The organism is Streptomyces endocoffeicus (genome assembly GCF_016741935.1).
GTDB classification, from domain to species: domain Bacteria; phylum Actinomycetota; class Actinomycetes; order Streptomycetales; family Streptomycetaceae; genus Streptomyces; species Streptomyces endocoffeicus.
The window spans coordinates 270,013-291,224 of sequence record NZ_JAERRG010000002.1 but is presented as its reverse complement, the minus strand read 5'-3'; the positions used below and the strand labels follow the sequence as shown (position 1 = coordinate 291,224).

Annotated in this window: 2 protein-coding genes; both read right to left on the bottom strand. The window is 73.8% G+C overall.

Annotation, left to right across the window (positions count from 1 at the left end; all coding sequences use genetic code 11):
* Positions 1–38: 38 nt before the first annotated feature.
* Positions 39–15,854 (bottom strand): type I polyketide synthase, encoded by a 15,816-nt coding sequence (locus JK364_RS08920; RefSeq protein WP_201849364.1) that lies wholly within the window; start codon positions 15,852–15,854, stop codon positions 39–41.
* A 260-nt stretch (positions 15,855–16,114) separates the two neighbouring features.
* Positions 16,115–21,169: a type I polyketide synthase gene (locus JK364_RS08915; RefSeq protein ID WP_201849362.1), complete on the bottom strand. Its 5,055-nt coding sequence runs from the start codon at positions 21,167–21,169 to the stop codon at positions 16,115–16,117.
* Positions 21,170–21,212: the final 43 nt, after the last annotated feature.

Below are 21,212 nucleotides of genomic sequence, written 5' to 3'. Positions count from 1 at the left end.
CGGTGCTGAGGTGAGTCGATGAGCTCTTGTGGAGCTGGTCAGGAGAGCCCGAGCTCGTCGTCGAGGAGATCGAAGATCTCGTCTGCCGTCGCGGACTGGATTTCACGGTCTTCTGCGGTGCTGTCGGTAGCACTTTGCGTTTCATTCCACTTCGACAGGAGGTCGCGCAGGCGGGTGGTGATGCCGGGGCGCTCGATGTCGTCCGGGGCGATCGCGGCGAGGACCGCCTCGAGCTTGTCGAGCTCCGCGTGTACGGGCTGGTGTCCGGCCGCGCCGGCCGCGCCGGCCAGGCCCAGCTCCTCGCGCAGATACCCGGCGAGCGCGGTGGGCGTCGGGTAGTCGAAGATCAGCGTGACCGGCAGGCGCAGCCCGGCGGCGGCGCCCAGTCGGTTGCGCAGGTCCACGGCGGTGAGCGAGTCGAAGCCGAGGTCGAGGAAGCCTCGGCCGGCGTCCACGTCGTCCGGGGTGGCGTGGCCGAGGACGGCCGCCACATGGCCGCGGACGACCTCCAGCAGCTCGCGGTCGCGTTCGGCCTCCGAGAGCCCGGAGAGCCGTGTCGCGAGCGAACCCGCACCCGAGTCGGCCACGGCACCGGAGGTGGCGCCGGTGTCGGCGGAGCGCCGTACGGGGGTACGGACCAGTCCGCGCAGCAGCGGCGGCAGCAGCCCGGCGGCGGCCTGGCCGCGCAGCGCTCCCGTGTCGATGCGGATCGGTACCAGCGCGGCCTCGGCGGACAGGGTGCCCGCCACGTCGAACAGCGCCAGGCCCTCGTCCTGTCCGAGCGCCGCGAAGCCACCGCGCGAGATGCGGGTGACATCGGAGGTGCCGAGGCTTCCGGCCATGCCGTCGGCCGTGGCCCACAGGCCCCAGGCGAGCGAGCTCGCGGGCAGGCCCCGGGCGTGGCGGTGCTGGGCGAGCGCGTCCAGGAAGGTGTTGGCCGCGGCGTAGTTGCCCTGCCCCGAGCTGCCGAAGGCACCGGCGGCCGAGGAGAAGAGCACGAACGCCGACAGGTCCAGCTCGCGGGTGAGCTCGTGGAGGTTCCACGCCGCGTCCACCTTGGGGCGCAGCACGGTGTCGATCCGCTCACCGGTCAGCGAGCTGATCACCCCGTCGTCCAGGACGCCCGCGGTGTGCACCACGGCGGTCAGCGGGTGCTCCGCCGGGATGGCCGCGAGGGTGGCGGCGAGGGCGTCCCGGTCGGCGGTGTCACAGGCCGCCCAGGTGACCTCGGCGCCCAACGTGCCCAGTTCGGCGGCGAGTTCGGCCGCGCCCGGGGCTTCGCCACCGCGGCGGCTGACCAGCAGCAGATGACGCACTCCGCGCTCCGCCACCAGGTGGCGGGCGAAGAGTCCGCCCAGGGCGCCGGTGGCGCCGCTGAGCAGCACGGTGCCCTCCGGGCCGCCGAGTCCGGCCGACTCGTCCCGGGTGTCCGCCAGAGCCGGGACCCGGGCGAGCCGGTAGGCGTGGCCGGTGCCGGAGCGGAGGGCGAGCTGCGGTTCGTCGGTGGCGAGCACCGACGGCAGGGCCCGCTGGGAGGCGTCGGTGCCGTCGATGTCCACCAGGACGAAGCGGCCGGGGTTCTCCGACTGCGCGGACTTGACCAGGCCCCACGCGGTGGTGTGGGCGAGGTCGGCGATGTCCTCACCGGGGGCCGCCGCGACCGCGCCACGGGTGACGAGGACGAGGCGGGTGTCGGCGAGCCGCTGGTCGCCCAGCCAGTTCTGGACCAGGTCCAGGGCGTCCCGGGCGGCGGCCCTCGCGGTATCGGGCAGGGACGCCATGCCGCCGGTCGCGGTGAGGGGCGCCGCGCCATCCGTGGCAGGCAGGAGCGCCGCGCCGTCCGTGCCGGGAGGGGACGCCGCGCCGCCGGGCGCGGGCAGGGGCACCCCGCCGCCGGTCGCGGTGAGGGACGCCGCGCCGGTGAAGGACGCCACGTCCGTGAGGGACGCCGCGCCGGTGAGGGGCGCCACGACCACGTCGGGGGCGGACGCGCCGCCGTCGAGGGCGGCGGCGAGCGCCGCGAGGTCCGCGTGGTCGTCCAGCCGCTCGCCGCCGACGGTGAAGCCGGTGGCGGCGCCGAGGGTCACCCAGCGCTCGCCGAGCGGGATGTCGGTGGCGGACGCGGACAGGGCCGCCCACTCGGGGCGGAACAGCGACTCGTGGTGCGCGGCGCGCGAGGCGTCCAGCTGCTCGGCCGCCAGCGGGCGCAGCACCAGGCCGTCGATGGTGGCCACGGCGGCGCCGGTGCCGTCGGCGAGGTGCAGCGACACCCCGTCGGCGCCGGGCCGCAGCCGTACGCGCAGCGATGCGGCGCCGCCGGTGTGCAGCCGTACGCCGGTCCAGGCGAACGGCAGCCGTGCCCCCTCGCCGCCCTCGCCCTCCGGGTCGAGGCCGAGGGTGTGCAGGGCGGCGTCCAGCAGCGCCGGATGCACCCCGTACGCGGCGGCCTGGGGCTCGAAGCCCTGGGGCAGCCGGATCTCGGCGAACAGTTCCTCGCCGCGCCGCCAGGCGGTGTGCAGCCCCTGGAAGACCGGGCCGTAGCCGAGTCCGGCGGCGGCCGCGCCCTCGTAGAACTCCTCGGTCGCCAGGGCCGTCGCGTCGGCCGGGGGCCAGGCGCTCAGGTCCACCTGCTCGGCGTCGCCCGCCTGTTCGCCCGGGGCGAGGAAGCCGGTGGCGTGGCGGATCCACGGCTCGTCGGCGGGCACGTCCTCCCGGCGGGAGTGCAGGGTCAGCGGGCGCCGCCCGGTCTCGTCGGCCGCCGCGAGCTCCAGCCGCAGCTGGACGGCGCCCTGTTCGGGCAGGACCAGCGGGGCCTGGAGGGTCAGCTCCTCGACCGTGTCACAGCCCGCCTCGTGACCGGCGCGCAGCGCGAGTTCCACGAAGGCGGTGCCGGGCAGCAGCACGGTGTCCATGACGGCGTGGTCGGCCAGCCAGGGGTGGGTGAGCAGCGACAGCCGCCCGGTGAACACGAAGCCACCGGTGTCGGGGAGTTCCACCGCCGCGCCCAGCAGCGGGTGGTCGGCCGTGTCGAGGCCCGCGGAGATCACATCCTCGACGGAGATGCCCACGTCGAGCCAGTAGCGCTGGCGCTGGAAGGCGTAGGTGGGCAGTTCCACGCGGCGGGCGCCACGCCCGCCGTAGACCGCCGCCCAGTCCGGGACCGCGCCGCGGACATGGACGTGGGCGAGGGCGGTGGCGAGCGCCTGGGCCTCGGGGCGGCCACCGCGCAGGGTGGGGACGAACACCGCGTCCGTGTCCACACCGCCGCCGTCGGTCCCGTTCCCGGTGCCGGTCCCGGTCCCGGTGCCGGTCCCGGTCCCGGTGTCCGTCCCGGCGAGGCAGTCCTCGCCCATCGCGGAGAGCACCCCGTCCGGGCCGAGCTCCAGATAAGTGGTCACGCCCTGTTCGCGCAGGGTGCGGACACCGTCGGTGAAGCGGACGGACTCGCGGACGTGGCGCACCCAGAACTCCGGCAGGCGGACCTCGTCGGCGGAGACCACGGTGCCGGTGAGGCAGGACACCAGCGGGATCTTCGGGGCGTTGAAGGTCAGGCCCTCGGCCAGCTTGCGGAAGTCCGCGAGCATCGGGTCCATGTGCGGCGAGTGGAAGGCGTGGCTGACCGTGAGCCGCTTGGTCTTACGGCCCCGCGCCTCGAAACCGGACGCGATCGAGACAGCCGCGTCCTCGTCGCCCGCGATGACCACGGAGTTCGGGCCGTTGAGGGCGGCGATGCTCACCCGGTCGGTGAGCAGCGGCGCCACCTCGTCCTCGGACGCCTGGACGGCGATCATCGCGCCATCGGCGGGCAGCTCCTGCATCAGCCGGCCACGGGCCGCCACCAGCGCGCACGCGTCGGCGAGCGAGAACACGCCCGCCACATGCGCGGCGGCCAGCTCGCCGATGGAGTGGCCGGACAGGTAGTCCGCCTTCAGACCCCACGCCTCGACCAGCCGGAACAGCGCGACCTCGACGGCGAACAGCGCGGGCTGGGTGACCGCGGTGCGGTCCAGGGCCTGGGCGTCCTCGCCGAACAGCACGGTCTTCAGCGGTCGTTCGAGGTGCGGGTCCAGCGCGTCGCACACCTCGTCCAGCGCCTCCGCGAAGCGCGGGAACGCCCCGTACAGCTCACGGCCCATGCCGAGCCGCTGGCTGCCCTGACCGGTGAACAGGAACGCCACCTTGCCCTCGGTGGCCGTCCCGCGCAGCGCCTGCGCCGGGTGCTCACCGCGCGCCAGCGCGTCCAGCGCGCCCAGCGCCTCGTCATGGCCCTCGGCCACCAGGGCGACGCGGTGCTCCAGCGCGGCGCGGGTCGTGGCGAGCGAGAACCCCAGGTCGGTGAGGGAGGCCCCGGGCTCGGCGGCGATCCGCGAGCGCAGCCGCCGCGCCTGGGCCCGCACAGCGTCCTCGGTACGGGCCGACAGCAGCACGGGCACGTACGGCAGGGCCTCGGGCTCCGCCGCGGGCTCGTTCGGCTCGGCGGCGGGCGGCTGCTCGATGATGGCGTGGGCGTTGGTGCCGCTGATGCCGAACGAGGACACCGCGGCCCGGCGCGGACGGCCGCTCTCCGGCCACTCCCGCGCCTCGGTCAGCAGCGACACCGCGCCCGCCGACCAGTCCACATGCGGCGACGGCTCGTCCACGTGCAGCGTCCGCGGCAGCAGACCGTGCCGCATCGACAGCACCATCTTGATGACACCGGCGACACCGGAGGCGGCCTGGGTGTGGCCCAGGTTGGACTTGACGGAGCCCAGCCACAGCGGCCGCTCCGCGTCCCGCTCCCGGCCGTAGGTGGCCAGCAGCGCCTGTGCCTCGATGGGGTCGCCCAGGGTGGTGCCGGTGCCGTGCGCCTCGACCACGTCCACCTCACCGGTGGTCAGGCGGGCGTTGGCGAGGGCCTGCCGGATGACGCGCTGCTGGGAGGGGCCGTTGGGAGCGGTGAGACCGTTGGACGCGCCGTCCTGGTTGACGGCCGAGCCGCGCACGATCGCCAGCACCTCATGGCCGTGCCGACGGGCGTCCGACAGCCGCTCCAGGAGCAGCATGCCCGCGCCCTCGCCCCAGCCGGTGCCGTCGGCGGCGGCCGCGAACGACTTGCAGCGGCCGTCCCTGGCCAGTCCGCGCTGACGGCTGAAGTCGATGAACGTACCCGGGGTGAACATCACGGTGACACCGCCGGCCAGCGCCAGCGAGCACTCGCCCTGGCGCAGCGCCTGCGCGGCCAGGTGCAGCGCCACCAGCGACGACGAGCAGGCCGTGTCGACCGTGACGGCCGGCCCCTCCAGACCGAAGGTGTAGGCCACCCGGCCGGACACCACGCTGCTGGAGCTGCCGGTGCCGAGGTAGCCCTCGACCTCGCTGGGGACGGCGTGCAGCCGGGACCCGTAGTCGTGGTACATGACGCCCGCGAACACACCGGTCCTGCTGCCGCGCACGGACAGCGGATCGATACCGGCGCGCTCGAACGCCTCCCACGACGTCTCCAGCAGCAGCCGCTGCTGCGGGTCCATGGCCAGGGCCTCGCGCGGCGAGATCCCGAAGAACGCGGGGTCGAACTCGGCGGCGTCGTGCAGGAATCCGCCCTCGCGGGCGTAGGAGGTGCCCTGGGTCTCCGGGTCCGGGTCGTAGAGCGCCTCGAGGTCCCAGCCACGGTTGTCCGGGAAGCGGGAGATGCCGTCCTCGCCCGCGGCGAGCAGCTGCCACAGCTCCTCGGGGGTGGTGACCCCGCCCGGGTAGCGGCAGCTCATCGCCACGATGGCGATCGGCTCGTCATCGGTGGCGGCCACGACCGGCACCGGCGTGTGCACCACCGGGGACCGCTCGCCGACGAGCTCGGTACGCAGATGGCGGGCCAGGACCTGCGGGTCCGGGTAGTCGAAGATGAGTGTCGCGGGCAGCCGCAGCCCGGTGACCGTGTTGAGCTGGTTGCGCAGCTCGACGGCGGTCAGCGAGTCGAAGCCCAGCTCCTTGAACGCCCGGCCCGAACCGATGGTCTCCGCACCGGCGTAGCCGAGCACGGTGGCCACCTGCGCCCGGACCAGATCCAGCAGCAGCCGCTCCTGCTCGGGCTCGGACAGCCCGGCGAGCCGCCCGGCAAGACCCGACTCGCCGCCCGCCGCGACCGCGTCCACCGCGCGCCGCGCCGGGATCCGCACCAGACCGCGGAACAGGGGCGAGACGGCGGGCTGATTGCGCAGCGCGGAGAGGTCCACCCGCATCGGCACCAGCGACGCCTCGGAGACGGTCAGCGCGGTGTCGAGCAGCGCGAGGCCCTCGGCCACCGGCAGCGGCGGCAGTCCGGCGCGCCGCATCCGGGCGATGTCGGCCTCGTCCAGGGTGCTGCCCATACCGGCCCCGGCCCACAGGCCCCACGCGAGCGCGGTGGCGGGCAGGCCCCGGGCGGCGCGGTGGCGGGCGAGGGCGTCCAGGTAGGCGTTGGAGGCGGCGTAGTTGCCCTGACCCGGGCCGCCGAACACACCGGAGGAGGACGAGAACAGCACGAAGGCGGTCAGGTCCAGCTCGCGGGTGAGCTCGTGGAGGTTCCAGGCCGCGTCCACCTTCGGGCGCATGACGTGGTCGACGCGTTCGGGGGTGAGGGAGCCGATCACACCGTCGTCCAGCACGCCCGCGGTGTGCACGACGGCGGTCAGCGGGTGCTCGGCGGGGACGGTGGCGAGGGTCGCGGCGAGCGCGTCCCGGTCCGCCACATCACACGCCGACCATGCCACCTCAGCACCCAACTCGGCCAATTCAGCGGCCAGTTCGGCCGCACCCGGGGCCTGGTCGCCGCGACGGCTCACCAGCAGCAGATGCTTGATGCCACGCTCGGCCACCAGATGCCGGGCCACCAGCCCGCCCAGCGAACCGGACGCGCCGGTCACCAGCACCGTGCCCTCGGGGTCGAGACTCCGGGCGTCGTCGCCCTCCGGCTCGACGGCCACCCGTGCCAGCCGCGGCACGGACACCGCGCCCGCGCGGATCGCCAACTGCGGCTCGTCCGAGGCCAGAGCGGCGGGCAGCGCCCGCAGCGACTCGTCCGCGCCGTCGGTGTCCACCAGCACGAAGCGGCCCGGGTTCTCCGACTGCGCCGAGCGCAGCAGACCCCAGACGGCCGCACCGGCCAGATCCGCCACCGGCTCGTCGTCCTCGACGGCCACCGCGCCACGGGTCACCACGACCAGCGGGGCGTCCCCGAACCGCTCCTCCTCCAGCCACCGCTGGACGACGGAGAGCGCCGCGGTGGCAGCACGGTGCGCCGCACGGGCCGCCTGCTCACCGACCTCGGCGGACGGCGACACGACGACGTACTCGGGCGCGGGCGCGGTGCCCGCGGCGACCGCCCCGGCCAGCGTCTCCAGGTCCCCGTACGCCGAGGTCCCGAGCCCGAGCGGATCGGCGCCCAGCACCGCCCACCGGCCGTCGGCGGGAACATCCGCCCCGGCCGCGTCGGCGAGCCCCGCCGCGTCGGCGAGCCCGGCCGTGGTCGCCCACTCCAGGCGGAACAGCGACTCGTGGTAGGCCGTGCGCGCGCTCTGGATCTGCTCGGCCGAGACCGGGCGCAGCCCGAGCGTCTCGACGGCCGCGACCGGCGCGCCGGTGGTGTCGGCGATCTCCAGCCGGACACCGTCGGTGCCCGCGGGGGCCAGGTGCACCCGCAGCGCCGAGGCGCCGCTCGCGTACAGCGACACGCCGGTCCAGGCGAACGGCAGCCGCCCCTCGCCGCCCGTGTTGCCCAGGCCGCCCATGCCGATGGCGTGCAGGGCGGCGTCCAGCAGCGCCGGGTGCAGCCCGAACGCGGCGGCCTCCTCGGCCGTCTCCTCGTCCAGCGCCACCTCGGCGAACACCTCGCCACCGCGCTGCCACGCCCTGCGCAGCCCCTGGAACGCGGGGCCGTAGGCGAAGCCGATGTCCAGCAGGCCCTCGTAGCGGCCGTCCAGCTCCACCTCGGTCGCGTCCGCCGGGGGCCACGCGCTCAGCTCGAACGACGCCTCCGGACGGCCGCCGGACGCCAGGACACCGGCGGCGTGCCGGGTCCACGGCTCCTCGGCGGGCAGGCTCTCCGGCCGGGAGTGCAGCGACAGCGGACGGCGGCCCGTCTCGTCGGCCGCACCGACCGAGAGCCGCAGCTGGACGCCGCCCTGCGCGGGCAGCACCAGCGGCGCCTCGAGGGTCAGCTCCTCCAGGTAGTCGCAGCCGACCTGGTCACCGGCGCGGATCGCCAGCTCCACGAACGCGGTGCCGGGCAGCAGCACCGTGTCCAGGATGGTGTGACCCGCGAGCCACGGGTGGGTGGACAGCGCCAGCCGCCCGGTGAACAGCATCCCGTCCGCGTCGGGCAGTTCGGCGCTGGCACCGAGCAGCGGGTGCTCGGCCTCGCCCAGCCCGACCGCGGCCACGTCACCGAGGAACAGCGACGAGACCTTCGGCCAGTAGCGCTGCCGCTGGAAGGCGTACGTGGGCAGCGTGACCCGCGCGGCGCCGGTACGGGCGTAGTAGGCCGCCCAGTCCACCGCCACGCCACGGACGTGCGCCCGCGCGACGGCCTTCGTGAGCGCCTCGCCCTCGGGGCGGCCCTTGCGCAGCGCGGAGACGAACGCGGCGTCCGCCGCGGAGTCGGTCACACACTCCTGGGCCATGGCGGTGAGGACACCGTCGGGGCCCAGTTCGATGAACGTGGTGACGTTCCGCGCCTCCAGCGTCCGTACGCCGTCGAGGAAGCGGACGGCCTCGCGGACGTGGCGCACCCAGAAGTCGGCGGTGGTGATCTCCTCGGCGGAGACCAGCTCGCCAGTGAGGTTGGAGACGATCGGGATCCGCGGGGCCTCGTACGTGAGCCCCTGCGCCACCTCGCGGAACGCCTCCAGCATCCCGTCCATACGCGGCGAGTGGAACGCGTGGCTCACGGTGAGCCGCTTGGTCTTACGGCCCCGCGCCTTGAACGCGGCCGCGATCTCCCCGGCCGGGTCCTCATCACCCGCGATGACCACCGACGTCGGCCCGTTGAGCGCGGCGATGCTGACCCGCTCGGTCAGCAGCGGCGTGACCTCGTCCTCGGAGGCCTGGACGGCGATCATCGCGCCACCGGCGGGCAGCTCCTGCATCAGCCGGCCACGGGCCGCCACCAGCTTCGCGGCGTCCGCGAGCGAGAGCACACCCGCCACATGCGCGGCGGCCAGCTCACCGATCGAGTGCCCGGAGACGAAATCGGCCTTGAGGCCCCATGCCTCGACCAGCCGGAACAGCGCCACCTCGATGGCGAACAGCGCGGGCTGGGTGAACCCGGTCCGATTCAGCGCCTCGGCGTCGTCGCCGAACAGCACGTCCCGCATAGGCCGTTCGAGGTGGGTGTCCAGGTGGGCGCACACCTCGTCCAGGGCGTCCGCGAACACCGGGAAGGTGTCGTACAGCTCACGGCCCATCCCCAGCCGCTGGCTGCCCTGCCCGGTGAACAGGAACGCCACCTTGCCACCGGCCACCGAGCCCTTGACGAGCTTGGGCGTGCCCCGTCCCTCGGCGAGCGCCGCCAGGCCGGACAGCAGCCCGTCCCGGTCCTCGGCCACCAGTGCCGCGCGCTCCTCGAAGGCGGTACGGCGCGTGGCGAGTGTGAACGCCACGTCGGTGAGGTCCAGCTCGGGCCGCTCGTCGAGGTGGGCGCGCAGCCGTACGGCCTGGTCGCGCAGGCCCTCGGGGGACTTGGCGGAGAGCACCCAGGTGGCGGGGGAGCCGGACCGGGGCGCGGCGACCGGCGCCGTGTCCTCGGTCTCGTCCGCGTACACCGGCGCCTGCTCGATGATGGTGTGCGCGTTGGTGCCGCTGATGCCGAACGAGGACACCGCGGCCCGGCGCGGACGGCCGGTCTCCGGCCACTCCCGCGCCTCGGTCAGCAGCGACACCGCGCCCGCCGACCAGTCCACATGCGGGGTGGGCTCATCGACGTTGAGGGTCTGCGGCAGCAGTCCGTGCTGGATGGCCAGCACCATCTTCATCACACCGGCGACACCGGCCGCGGCCTGCGTATGGCCGAAGTTGGACTTGATGGAACCGAGCCACAGCGGCTGCTCCGGCTCCCGCTCCTGGCCGTAGGTGGCGAGCAGCGCCTGCGCCTCGATCGGGTCGCCCAGCTTGGTGCCCGTGCCGTGGGCCTCGACCGCGTCCACCTCGGACGCCGACAACCCCGCGCCAGCCAGCGCCTGCCGGATCACCCGCTGCTGCGAGGGACCGTTCGGCGCGGTGAGGCCGTTGCTGGCACCGTCCTGGTTGATGGCCGAGCCCCGTACGACCGCCAGCACCTCATGGCCATTGCGCCGGGCATCCGACAGCCGCTCCACCAGCAGCATGCCCACGCCCTCGCCCCAGCCGGTGCCATCCGCACCCGCCGCGAACGCCTTGATCCGACCGTCCGCCGCCAGCCCACGCTGACGACTGAAGTCCACAAACGAACCCGGCGTCGACATCACCGTCACACCACCGGCCAACGCCAACGAACACTCACCCGCACGCAACGCCTGAATCGCCCAGTGCAACGCCACCAACGACGACGAACACGCCGTATCCACCGTCACCGCCGGGCCTTCCAGGCCCAACGCGTACGACACCCGACCCGACATCACACTGGCCGCGTTACCCGTCCCCATGAAGCCTTCCGAGCCATCGGGGGCGGAGAGGATCACGGGCAGATAGTCCTGGCCGTTGGTGCCGGCGAACACGCCGACCTGCTGGCCGCGCAGCGTGGTCGGATCGATCCCGGCCCGCTCGAATGCCTCCCACGACGTCTCCAGCAGCAACCGCTGCTGCGGGTCCATGGCCAGCGCCTCGCGCGGCGAGATGCCGAAGAAGACGGGGTCGAACTCGGCGGCGTCGGCGAGGAATCCGCCCTCGCGGACGTAGCTGGTGTGCTCGCCCGCGCCCTCCGGGTCGTACAGCGTCTCCAGGTCCCAGCCGCGGTCGGCGGGGAAGTCGACCACCGCGTCCTGGCCGGACGCCAGGAGCCGCCACAGCTCCTCCGGCGACCGCACACCACCGGGGAAGCGGCAGCTCATGCCGACGATCGCGATGGGGTCGTCGTCCAGGGCCACGCCCACCGACGACGCTCCGGTCACGGCCGGGCGCGAGCCGATGAGTTCGGCCTGGAGGTGGTCGGCGAGGGCGACCGGGGTGGGGTAGTCGAAGATGATGGTGGCGGGCAGCTTCAGCCCGGTGAGCGTGGACAGCAGGTTGCGGATCTCGACCGCGGTCAGCGAGTCGAAGCCGAGGTCGCGGAAGGCGCGGCTGGGCTCCACCGAGTCCGGCCCGGGGTGGCCGAGGACGACGGCCACCTGGGTGCGGACGAAGTCCAGGGCGATCTGGTCGCGTTCCTCGTCGGTTCCGGCGTCGGTCAGCCGCTGGGCCAGCGACGTGGACCGGCCGGGGATGGCGGGGCCGCCGGTGGCGGTGCGCGCCACCTCGATCGCGCGCCTGGCCTCGGAGAGGTCGGCGAGCAGCGGGTTCGGGCGGTGGCCGGCGAGGCCGGGCGCGAAGCGGTTCCATTCGATGTCCACGACGAGGGAGAAGGTCTCGTCGAGGTCGAGCGCGGCCCCGAGCGCGGCGGTGGCCGGTGCGGGGGCGAGGGCGGGCAGCCCGGACTGCCGGAGCCGCTCGGCCACCAGCTCGTCGGTGGCCATGCCGCCGTCGGCCCAGGCGCCCCAGGCCATCGAGGTGGCGGGCAGGCCCTCGGCGCGGCGCTGTTCGGCGAGCGCGTCGAGGTAGGCGTTGGCGGCCACGTAGTTGGCCTGTCCGGCGGCGCCGAAGGTGGCGGCCATGGAGGAGAAGAGCACGAAGGCGGACAGGTCGAGGCCGCGGGTGAGCTCGTGCAGATGGCGCGCGGAGTCGGCCTTGGCGCGCAGCACATCGGCCATCCGCCGCGGGGTCTGGGCGTCGAGCACCCCGTCGTCCAGCACTCCGGCGGCGTGCACGACCGTGGTCAGCGGGAGGTCCGCGGGGACGGTCGCCAGCAACCCGGCGAGGGCGTCGCGGTCGGCCGTGTCGCAGGCGGCGACGGTCACCTGGGCGCCGAGGGCGGTGAGTTCGTCCCGCAGTTCGGCGGCACCGGGCGCGTCGGGGCCACGGCGGCTGGTGAGCAGGATGTGCTGGGCGCCGTGGGCCACGAGCCAGCGGGCGACATGGCCGCCGAGGGCGCCGGTGCCGCCGGTGATCAGCGCGGTGCCGTGGGTGGTCCAGCCGTCCTCGGTGGTCTCGTGGTGCGGGGCGCGGGCCAGCCGGCGGGCGTGGATGCCCTGCGGGCGGATGGCGAGGTGGTCCTCGCCGCTGATGCCGTCGGGCCCGGCGAGGATGTCGGCGAGCCGCCCGAGGGCGCGGTCGTCGGCGGTCTCGGGCAGGTCGATCAGACCGCCCCAGCGCTCGGGGTGTTCGAGGGCCGCGGTGCGGCCCAGGCCCCAGATCTGGGCCTGTTCGGGGCTGGTGAGCCGGTCGGAGCGGCCGACGGAGACCGCGCCGCGGGTGGCGGCCCACAGCGGGGCGTCGAGGCCGGCGTCGCCGAGGGCCTGGACGAGGGCGAGGGTGCCCGCGAGTCCGGCGGTGAGCGAGGGGTGCCGGTCGTGCGGGCGCTGGTCCAAACCGAGCAGGGAGAGCACACCGTCGAAGGACGGGGCCGGGGCCTCGACTGCCGGGTCCGGGCTCAGGGTGGCGCGGATCCGCTCGGCGAGGTCGGCTCGGTCGGCGGTGGCGCCGTCGACGTCGATCCGGTGGACGGTGACGCCGCGTTCGGCCAGCAGCCGCAGCGGCTCCGCCACCCAGGGGTCGTCGGCGTGTCCCTCTGGGGTGACCACGAGCCAGGTGCCGGTGAGCGGTTTGTCCGGGGTCTGCGGCAGCGGTGTCCAGGTGACGCGGTAGCGCCAGCTGTCGACGGTGGTGTCGACGTGGCTCTGCCGGCGCCACGCGGACAGGACCGGCAGCACCTCGCTGAGGGGCTGGTCGCCGTCGAGGCCGAGGGTTTCGACCAGGGCGGGCAGGTCCTCGCTGTGCACGACCTCCCAGAACCGGGCGTCGGCCACGGCCGGTGCGGCGGCCTCGGCGGCGGCCGAGTCGACGCCGTACGAGAAGGGGTTGGCGGGCCAGTAGCGCTGCCGCTGGAAGGCGTAGGTGGGCAGCTCGGCGCGGCGGGCGCCAGTGCCCGCGTAGTACGTGGCCCAGTCCACGGGCAGGCCGCGGACGTGGGCCTGGGCGAGCGCGTTGGTCAGGGTGCGGGCCTCGGGGCGGCCGGAGCGCAGGGCGGGCAGGAAGGCGAACGCGCGGTTCCGGCCGCCGCTCACGCACTCCTGGGCCATGGCGGAGAGCACCCCGTCGGGGCCCAGTTCCACGAAGGTGGTGACGCCGTGGTCCTCGAGGCGGCGCACGCCGTCGAGGAAGCGGACGGCCTCGCGGACGTGGCGGACCCAGAAGTCGGCCGTGGTGATCTCGTCGGCGCTCACCAGGGTGCCGGTGAGGTTGGAGACGATCGGGATCTTCGGAGCCTCGTAGGTCAGCCGCTCGGCCACCTGACGGAAGTTCTCCAGCATCCCGTCCATGTGCGGGGAGTGGAACGCGTGGCTGACGGTGAGCCGCTTGGTCTTGCGGCCCTGGGCCTCGAAGCCCGCCGCGAGTTCCACGGCCGCACCCTCGTCACCGGCGATGACGACCGACGTCGGGCCGTTGATGGCGGCGATGGACACCCGCTCGGTCAGCAGCGGCGTCACCTCGTCCTCCGCCGCCTGCACGGCGATCATCGCGCCGCCGGTGGGGAGTTGCTGCATCAGCTGGCTGCGCGCGGCCACCAGGGCGGAGGCGTGGGTGAGCGAGAGCACCCCGGCCACATGGGCGGCGGTGAGCTCGCCGATGGAGTGGCCGGAGAGGAAGTCGGGCCGCAGCCCCCAGGATTCGACCAGGCGGAAGAGGGCCACCTCGACGGCGAACAGCGCGGGCTGGGTGTAGCCGGTCCGGTCGAGCGTGGCGGCGTCGTCGCCGAACAGCACGTCCTTCAGCGGCCGGTCGAGGAAGCGGTCGAGCTGGGCGCAGACCGCGTCCAGCGCCTCGGCGAACGCCGGGTAGGCGTCGTACAGCTCACGGCCCATGCCGAGCCGCTGGCTGCCCTGCCCGGTGAAGAGGAACGCGACCTTGCCCTCGGCGGCGAGACCCTCGGTCACCTCGGGGTGGTGGCGGCCCTCGGCGAGCGCGTCGAGGCCCGCGAGGAGCTCGTCGTGGTCGGCGGCGACGACCGCGGCGCGGCGGTCGAGGGCGGCGCGGGTGACGGCCTGGGAGTAGCCGATGTCGGCGAGGCGGTGGCCGGGGTGGGCGGCCAGATGGGTCCGCAGCCGGAGTGCCTGGGCGCGCAGCGCCTGCTCGTTCTTGCCGGACAGCACGACCGGGACCAGGGGCGGTTCGGCCCGCTCCGGCTCGTCGCCCTCGGCGTGTCCGACGGGGGCCGCGACGGCCGGGGCCTCCTCGAGGATGGTGTGCACATTGGTGCCGCTCATGCCGAACGACGAGACGCCCGCGCGGCGCGGGGTGGCGCCCTCGGGGTCCTTGCCCCACTCACGGGTGGCGGTGAGCAGTTCGACGTCCCCGGCCGTCCAGTCGACATGCGGGGTGGGCTCGGTGAGATGCAGGGTCTTGGGAAGCCGGCCGTGCCGCATCGCCATGACCATCTTGATGATGCCGCCGACACCGGCGCCCGCCTGGGCGTGGCCGATGTTGGACTTGATGGAGCCGATGAGCAGCGGTTTGCCCTCGGGCCTGTCCTGGCCGTAGGTGGCGAGCAGCGCCTGCGCCTCGATCGGGTCGCCGAGGGCGGTGCCGGTGCCATGGGCCTCGACGGCGTCCACCTGATCGGGGCTGAGCCGGGCGTTGGCCAGCGCCTGGAGGATGACGCGCTGCTGCGAGGGGCCGTTGGGCGAGGTGAGGCCGTTGCTGGCGCCGTCCTGGTTGACGGCGGAGCCACGGACCACGGCGAGCACCGGGTGGCCCTTGCGCTGGGCGTCCGACAGCCGCTCGACGAGCAGCATGCCGACACCCTCGCCCAGGCAGAAGCCGTCGGCCTCCGGGGCGAAGGGCTTGGAGCGGCCGTCGAGGGCCAGTCCGCGCATCTTGCTGTAGTCGACGAAGACGCCGGGCGCGCACATCAGGGTGGCGCCACCGGCGAGGGCGAGCGAGCATTCGCCGTTGCGCAGCGCCTGGACGGCGAGGTGGAGCGCCACCAGCGAGGAGGAACAGGCGGTGTCGACGGTGACCGCCGGGCCCTCGAAACCGAAGGTGTAGGAAAGGCGGCCGGAGGCGACGCTCGCGGCGTTACCGGTGCCGAAGTAGCCCTCGAAGTTCTCATTGGAACTGAGGATCGCGCCCAGGTAATCGTGATTGCTGGTGCCGACGAAGACGCCTATCTGCCGGCCGCGCACCGCGACCGGGTCGATTCCGGCGCGCTCGAACGCCTCCCAGGAGGTCTCCAGCAGCATCCGCTGCTGCGGATCCATGCCGAGCGCTTCCCGGGGGCTGATGCCGAACAGCGACGGATCGAAATCGGCGATGCCGTCGACGAATCCGCCCTCGTGCACATAGCTGGTGCCGGGGTGGTCCGGGTCCGGGTGGTACATCGTGTCGACATTCCACCCGCGGTCCAGCGGGAACTCGCTGACCGCGTCGACGCCCTCGCTGACGATGCGCCACAGGTCCTCGGGCGATTGAACGCCCCCGGGATAACGGCAGCCGATCCCCACGATGGCGATGGGGTCGTGGTTCTTCGCCTCGGCCTCTTGCAGGCGGAGGCGAGTCTGGTGCAGATCCGCCGTTACCAGCTTGAGGTAGTCCCGCAGCGTCTCTTCATTCGCCATTTACGCAATCCAATTACGGCAGACGGCATCGGAAATGCTCCACAGATCCTCAACGGGAGCCGGTAACCAACAACCAAATCAGTCGACTTCTCGCTGAGAGGCTATGTAGGAACTAACCCTCATAACAACCCCTAGAGGCCCCCTATGACCCCCTGGATACCCAAGGAGCGATAGGGGGCCACCCGGTATTTTGAAACTCTATTGATGGGTAGAGAAAATCCTGGCCGACATCGGATTCGACGTCAATAGCGAAATTCTCGTCAAGCCCTTCCGAGGCCCTTGTTGATGAATGCGAAGAGCTCTTCGTCACTGGCCGATTGGAGCTGTTCGGCGTCCACCGTGTCCTTCGCCGGGCGCTCCGGCGCCGCCGCGGCGGCGGGCTCGGCGGTGACCGCCGTGCCGTCCGACTCGTTCCACTTCGCCAGCAGCGACCGCAGCCGCATGGTGATCCGGGCCCGGGTGATGTTGTCGGGTGCGGTGCCGGTGAGCGCGGACTCCAGCTTGTCGAGCTCCTCGAGCACCGCGGTGCCGTCGGCCGCCTCGTCGGGCGCGATCCCGGCCCGCAGATAGGCGGCCACGGCGGCCGGGGTCGGGTGGTCGAAGATCAGGCTCGGGGGCAGCTTCAGCCCGCTCGCGGCGCCCAGCCGGTTGCGGAGCTCGACCGCGGTCAGCGAGTCGAAGCCCAGCTCCTTGAAGGCCCGCCCGGCCTCGATGGCCTGGGCGCCGGAGTGGCCCAGCACGGCGGCCACCGCACTGCGCACCAGATCCAGCAGCACCCGCTCCCGCTCGGTCTCCGGCAGGCCCGCGAGCTGCCCGGCCAGCGCCACACCGGCGGTACCCGCGTCGTCGGTCTCGGCGGCGGCCATCTCCTCGACGACCTCGCGGGCCTCGGGCAGGTCGTGCAGCAGCGGACGCGGCCGGTCGGCGGTGAAGGCGAGGGTGAACCGCCGCCAGTCCATGTCGATGACGGTCAGCGCGGTCTCGTCCCGGTCCAGCGCGTGCTGGAGCGTGGCGGTGGCCGGATCCGGCGCCATCTCGTTGATGCCGTGGCGGCGCATCCGGTCGCCGACGGCGCCGTCCACCGTGGCGCCGTCGCCCCACGGGCCGAAGGTCAGCGTGGTGGCGGGCAGCCCGTCGGCGCGGCGCTGCTCGGCGAAGGTGTGCAGGAAGGCGTTGCCGGGCGCCTGGTTGCCCTGGCCGGGCGCGCCGAAGGTGGCGGAGAAGTGCGAGCACAGCACGAACGCGGTCAGGTCCAGCTCGCGGGTGAGCTCGTGCAGATGGCGGGTGGCGTCCACCTTCGGCCGCAGCACCCGCTCGACCTGATCGGGGGTCAGCCCCTCGATCACCCCGTCGTCGATGACGGCGGCGGTGTGCACGACGGCCGTCAGCGGCTGGTCGGCCGGGATGGCCGCGAGGGTGTCGGCGAGGGCGGCGCGGTCGGTCACATCGCACGCGGCGAGGGTGACCTTGGCGCCGAGCGCGGTCAGCTCGGCCTCCAGCTCGACCGCCCCAGGGGCGTCCGGGCCCCTGCGGCTCGCCAGGACGAGGTGGTCGGCGCCGTTGCGGGCCAGCCACCGCGCGACCTGTGCGCCGAGCCGTCCCGTACCGCCGGTGACCAGCGTGGTGCCGGTCGGCTTCCAGGCCCGTACGGCGGAGGTGTCGGCCAGCGGGGCGCGCACCAGGCGGGGCCCGAAGACGCCCGTGGCACGGATCGCGGCCTGGTCGTCGTCGCCGTCGGAGGCGAGGAGGCCCACCAGCCGGGTCAGGGCGCGCTCGTCGGGCGTGTCGGGCAGGTCGATCAGACCGCCCCAGCGCTCCAGGTGCTCCAGCGCGGCCACCCGGCCCAGGCCCCACACGAGGGCCTGTTCGGGCGCGGCCGGGCGGTCGGTGCCGCCCACGGAGACGGCGCCGTGCGTGAGGCACCACAGCGGCGCGCCGATTCCCGCGTCGCCGAGGGCCTGGACCAGCGCGAGCTGGGCGGCCGTTCCGGCGGGCAGGGAGGCGTGCTCGGGGTGTGCGCCCTCGGCCGGGGCCAGCAGCGAGACCACCCCGGCGAACGCGGCGCCGTCGGCTCCGGCTCCGGCTCCGGCCCCGTCGGCCTCGGTTTCGGCTCCGGGCCCGGCTCCGGCTTCGGCTCCGGCTCCGGCTTCGGCTTCGGCGAGCGCGGTGCGCAGCCGCTCGGCCAGCTCCTCCCGGCCGTCGATGGCGGTGTCCACGACGATCCGCGTCACGTCGGCGCCGCGTTCGGCGAGCACACCGGCCACGGCGTCGGTCCAGGTGTCCTCGGTGGCCGGGGTGACGACGAGCCAGGTGCCGGTCAGCCGCGCGGACCGCTCCTCGGCGAGCGGCTTCCACGTCACGTGGTAGCGCCAGCCGTCCACCGCGGACTGCTCACGGGCCTGCCGGCGCCACGATGCCAGGGCGGGCAGGACGGCGCTCATGGGCTGATCGCCCTCGACCGTCAGCTCGGCGGCCAGCGTCTGCCAGTCCTCGGCCTCCACGGCGGACCAGAACCTCGCCTCCACGGCGTCGCGCCCGCTCTCCCCCGCGGTCCGCGGCTGCGCGGCCTCGGGCCAGTAGCGCCGCTGCTGGAAGGCGTACGTGGGCAGCTCGATCCGGTGCGCGCCGGTGCCGTCGAAGAACGCGTCCCAGTCCACGGCCACACCGCGCGACCACGCCTCGCCGACGGAGGCCCAGAAGCGGTCCAGACCGCCCTCGTCACGGCGCAGCGACCCGATCGCGGCCGCGTCCACACCGGCGTCCTCGGCGGTCTCCTGCACACCCATCGTCAGCACCGGGTGCGCGCTGGACTCGATGAACACGCCGAAGCCCTCGTCCAGCAAACGGCGGACCGCGCCCTCCAGCTCCACGGTGCGCCGCAGGTTGGTGAACCAGTACTCGGCGTCCAGCTCCGGCCCCTCGACCCACTCCCCCGTCACCGTCGACAGGAACGGCACCTGGGCGTTCTTCGGCTGTACGGGGGCCAGCAGCTCCAGCAGTTCCTCGCGGAGCAGCTCCACCTGGGCCGAGTGGGACGCGTAGTCCACCGGCACCCGCCGGGCCCGCACCTCATCCGCCTCGCAGGACGCCAGCAGTTCGTCCAGCGCGGCCGGTTCACCGGAGACGACCACCGACGACGGCCCGTTGACCGCCGCCACCGAGATGCGCTCCTCGCCCCAGGCCGCGATCCGCTCCCGTACATCCGCCACCGGCAGCGCCACCGACACCATGCCACCCTTGCCCGCCAGCACCCGGCCGATCACCTGACTGCGCAGCGCCACCACACGGGCCGCGTCCTTCAGCGACAGTGCTCCCGCCACACACGCGGCGGCGATCTCACCCTGCGAGTGGCCGATCACCGCGGCCGGGACGACGCCCAGCGAACGCCACAGCTCCGCGAGCGACACCATCACCGCGAACAGCACCGGCTGGACCACATCCACCCGCTCCAGCGACGGCGCGCCCTCCGCGCCCCGCAACACATCGACCAGTGACCAGTCGGTGAACTCCGCGAGCGCCGCGGCACACTCCTCGATGTGGGCCGCGAAGACGGGCGAGGCGTCCATCAGCCCCACGCCCATGCGCACCCACTGCGACCCCTGTCCGGGGAAGACGAACGCCGTCTGTCCGGCGACCACGGCGCCCCGCTCCACCCCGGCCGCCATGCCGCCCTCGGCGAGGGCGGTCAGCCCGGCCATCAGCTCCTCGCGGTCCCGGCCCTGGACCACACCGCGGTGGTCCAGCGCGGAGCGGGTGGTGGCCAGCGACAGGCCGATGTCCACCGTGCGCAGCGCCGGTTCGTCGTGGAGCCGGTCCAGCAGCCGCCACGCCTGGGCGCGCAGCGCCGCCTCGCTCTTGCCGGAGAGCACCCACGGCAGCACACCGGGGTGCTTGGACACCAGCTCGACCGGGCCCGGCTCCTCGGCGGGCGCCTGCTCGACGATGGTGTGCGCGTTGGTGCCGCTGAAGCCGAAGGAGGAGATGCCCGCGCGGCGTGGACGACCGGTCTCGGGCCATGGCGTGACCGACCTGACCAGCGCGATCTTCCCCGTCGACCAGTCGATGTGCGGGGACGGCTCGGCGATGTGCAGTGACTCGGGGACGACGCCGTGGTGCATCGCGAGCACCATCTTCATGACCCCGGCGATGCCCGCGGCGCCCTGGGTGTGGCCGATGTTGGACTTCACCGAGCCGAGCAGCAGGGGCAGTTCCTCGGGCCGGTCCTGGCCGTACGTGGCCAGCAGCGCCTGCGCCTCGATCGGGTCGCCCAGCGAGGTGCCCGTGCCATGGGCCTCCACGACGTCCACATCGCCGGCGGACAGCCGCGCGTTGGCCAGCGCCTGCTGGATGACGCGCTGCTGGGAGGGGCCGTTGGGCGCGGTCAGACCGTTGGACGCGCCGTCCTGGTTGACGGCGGAGCCGCGCACCACGGCCAGCACCTTGTGGCCGTTCTTTCGCGCGTCCGACAGCCGCTCCAGCAGCAGGACGCCCACGCCCTCGGCCGGGCCGAAGCCGTCGGCGTCCGCCGAGAACGCCTTGCAGCGGCCGTCCTCGGACAGTCCGCGCTGACGGCTGAACTCGATGAACAGACCCGGCGTGGACATCACATGGACGCCGCCCGCCAGGGCGAGCGAGCATTCGCCCAGCCGCAGCGACTGGACGGCCAGGTGCAGCGCCACCAGCGACGCGGAGCAGGCCGTGTCCACCGTGACGGCCGGGCCCTCCAGTCCGAACACGTAGGAGAGCCGGCCGGAGACGACGCTGCTGGCGTTGCCGGTGCCGAGGTGGCCGCCGAAGTCGTCCTCGGCGTCGAGCGCCACCGTCAGATAGTCGGAGGCGTTCATGCCCGCGAAGACACCGGTACGGCTGCCGCGCAGGGACGCGGGGTCGATCCCGGCCCGCTCGAACGCCTCCCACGAGGTCTCCAGAAGCAGCCGCTGCTGCGGGTCCATCGCCATGGCCTCACGCGGCGAGATCCCGAAGAACGCCGCGTCGAACCGGGTGGCCTCGCCCAGGAAGCCGCCCTCGCGGGTGTAGGTGGTGTCCGGGGTGTCCGGGTCGGAGTCGAACAGGTTCTGCAGGTCCCAGCCGCGGTCGGCCGGGAACTCCGTCTGCGCCTCGCCGCCGGAGGCCATGAGCTGCCACAGCTCCTCGGGGGTGCTGACACCTCCGGGGAAGCGGCAGCTCATGCCCACGATGGCGATCGGCTCATGGGCCTGGTCATCGGCCTCCTGCAGCCGCCGGTGGGCGGCGGTGAGGTCGGTGGTGACCTTCTTCAGATATTCGCGGAGCTTGGCTTCGTTCGCAGTCGCCATGGACGTTCACCTATTCGCAATGCTCTTGATCGTCGGGGGGTCC